At 69.8% G+C, this 2,464-nt stretch carries 2 protein-coding genes; both read right to left on the bottom strand.

Going from position 1 to position 2,464, the window contains the following annotated elements; translation table 11 throughout:
* Nucleotides 1–358: 358 nt before the first annotated feature.
* On the bottom strand, nucleotides 359–1,906 hold the full coding sequence (locus tag JK364_RS08895; RefSeq protein WP_201849334.1) for a PH domain-containing protein: 1,548 nt from the start codon (nucleotides 1,904–1,906) through the stop codon (nucleotides 359–361).
* Nucleotides 1,903–2,403: a PH domain-containing protein gene (locus JK364_RS08890; RefSeq protein ID WP_201849327.1), complete on the bottom strand. Its 501-nt coding sequence runs from the start codon at nucleotides 2,401–2,403 to the stop codon at nucleotides 1,903–1,905. Before JK364_RS08890 ends, JK364_RS08895 begins: the two co-directional genes overlap by 4 nt.
* Nucleotides 2,404–2,464: the final 61 nt, after the last annotated feature.

The raw sequence follows: 2,464 nt of genomic DNA, 5'->3' as shown, positions 1-2,464 counted from the left end.
CGTGAAATCCACGGACTCACTCACCATCGCGCGCCCCATTACCCTCGCAGACATAACACCAAGACCGTACGTCAGCTTTACACAGGGCAGGGCGACCAGAAACCCCTTCAAACCCCCTATGGACCCCTATCATCCCTTTGGGGTCCCGTATCCGAGGGGCATCGGGCAATGGCCATCGTTAATTCACCAGAGTGCATGAGAATTCCGGCGGCCACAAGGATCTCAAGCAAATAATGCGCCCAGTATTCAATTTTTCGGAGATGGAGGGGCCCAGGGCTGGAGGGGTTCAGAGGTGGAGGGGCGGCCTTTCGGTCCGCCCCTCCACCTCTCGGGGGATCGCCAGTTGGTCTCGGGGTGGTCAGCCGCGGTCGGGGGCTCTCTCGATGAACGGGGCCAGCAGCCCCGGTACCGCGGTCTCGGCGAGGGCGATCCCCTGGCCTTCGGTCAGGTCGTGCACGTGGTAGACGCCTTCGCCCGCGGCGGTGGTGGCGCCGAGGGTGATCAGCCCGGCCCGGCGCTGGAAGGGCGTCCGGGAGAGCTTCCAGCCGATGACCCCGTCGCGCTGGAGGGCGACGGTGCGGCGGGCGAACGCCCCGGAGCACATCACCAGGAAGCGGCCGCGCAGCAGGTGGCCCAGGCTGTGGTAGGCGCTGAAGGCGAACGCCACCAGGGCCGGAACCAGCAGCACACCGGTGATCACGCCGGTGATGACGAGCCACCGGCCCAGCCACAGGCCCAGGCCCACCGGGACGGCCGCGATCAGGACCGACCACATGAGGGCGCGGTTGATCCGGCGCCGCAGGGCCGCCTTGGGGTGCGGGAGGAGGCCCTTGCGCTCGATCAGCCCGGGGCCGGTCGGCAGCGCCTGGGCGGCGACCCGCATGGCCTCGTCGCGCGGGGCGGGCGGGGTCAGTCCGCGGCGCCTGCGGTTGTCCTCCTGGTTGCCCAGGCCGCTGGCCACGGCGTTGAGTTTGGCGCCCTTGGCCCAGCGCAGCGGGACGGGTTCGACGAGTTCGAGGCCGCGCAGATGGCGCTCCTCGATGCTCACGGACCGGGTGGCCAGCAGTCCGCGGCGGATGCGGAGGATTCCGCCGTCCTCGCGGCGCAGTTCGTAGCCGGCCCAGTTCTCGATGTAGGTGGCGGTGGAGCCGAGCATGCCGAGGACGACGATGACGACGGCGGCCAGCAGGATTCCGTACCAGAGCGGAATGGTGCCGAAGCGGTCCTCGAGGTCCTTGACGACGCCGAGGTCCAGCGGGTTGACCTGGAGTTCGCTCAGGGTGCGGTAGGTACTGGCGGCGGCGATGAAGACACCGCCCACGCCCCATACGGTCAGCGGGCCGTAGCGCAGCCAGGACCAGTCCAGCCGGCTGAGCACACCGTCGCTGTCGGCCACCGGCCGGGCCCGGCCCGCGTCGCGCAGGGCGATGATCTGGCGGCGCAGCTCCACGGCCTCGGCCTTGGTGATGCCGTCAAGGGCGAGCCTGCGGGCGGCGGCGTCGCTCTGGTCCCCGCTGTCGATGCGCAGCGTGGTGAGGCCGAAGACGCGGTGGACCGGGTTGGCGGTGAGGTCGACACCGCGGATGCGGCCGATCGGGACCGAGCGCTCGCTGCGGAAGAGCAGTCCGGTGTGGAGCTCGAAGCGGTCCTCGGTGAGCCGGTAGCGGGTGGTGAACAGCCGCATCAGCCCGATGCCGCTGATGACCAGGAAGGTCACGAACAGCGAGCCGAGGGTGATGATGACCTGGAGGTTGGTGTCGCCTCCGGTGACCGCGAGGCTGGCCAGGAACATGGCCACCGGCGCGGCGAGGATGGAGAAGTTGACCAGGAGCAGCCGCCCGTTGAGCCGCCCCCAGTCGCGGCCGGCCGCGTCTAGGTCCGGCCGCACGGTGGTCTCGGAGCTCATGTGGCGTCTCCCGGCACGGCCTGGGTGTACTTGGCCAGGTGCTCCACCAGGTCCCCGGCGAGCTTGTGGTCGATGCCCTTGATCTTCACCGCGCCCGCGGCGGAGGCGGTGGTCACGGTGACTCCGGAGAGCCCGAACATCTGCTGCAGCGGGCCGCGCAGGGTGTCCACCGTCTGGACCCGGGACAGCGGCACGACCCGCCACTGCTGCCAGAGCCAGCCGGAGGCCGCGTAGACCGCGTCGTCGGTGGCCTCCCAGCGGTGGACCCGGTACCGCCAGGCCGGCATGACGGCCATGTAGAGCAGTCCGGGGACCAGCGAGATCAGCGTGGCCCACATGAAGAACTCACGTGTGGGGGGAATGGAGGCCCACAGGATCCCGAAGACGAGCGGCAAGGGCAGGGCGAAGAGTGCGGACTGCAGCGTCCACCAGCCGATCGCACGGCGGTCGACCCGGTGCCGAGGCGGTCGGAGCCTCAGATTGTCATGGCTTTCCACTGCTTCACCCTGCTCTTGCGTCCGAGGGGTGCCGGGGCGGGGCCCGGCGGGGGTTGGTGGA

Source organism: Streptomyces endocoffeicus (assembly GCF_016741935.1).
In the GTDB taxonomy this organism is placed as follows: Bacteria; Actinomycetota; Actinomycetes; order Streptomycetales; family Streptomycetaceae; genus Streptomyces; species Streptomyces endocoffeicus.
This window is presented reverse-complemented; position numbering and strand designations above follow the sequence as displayed.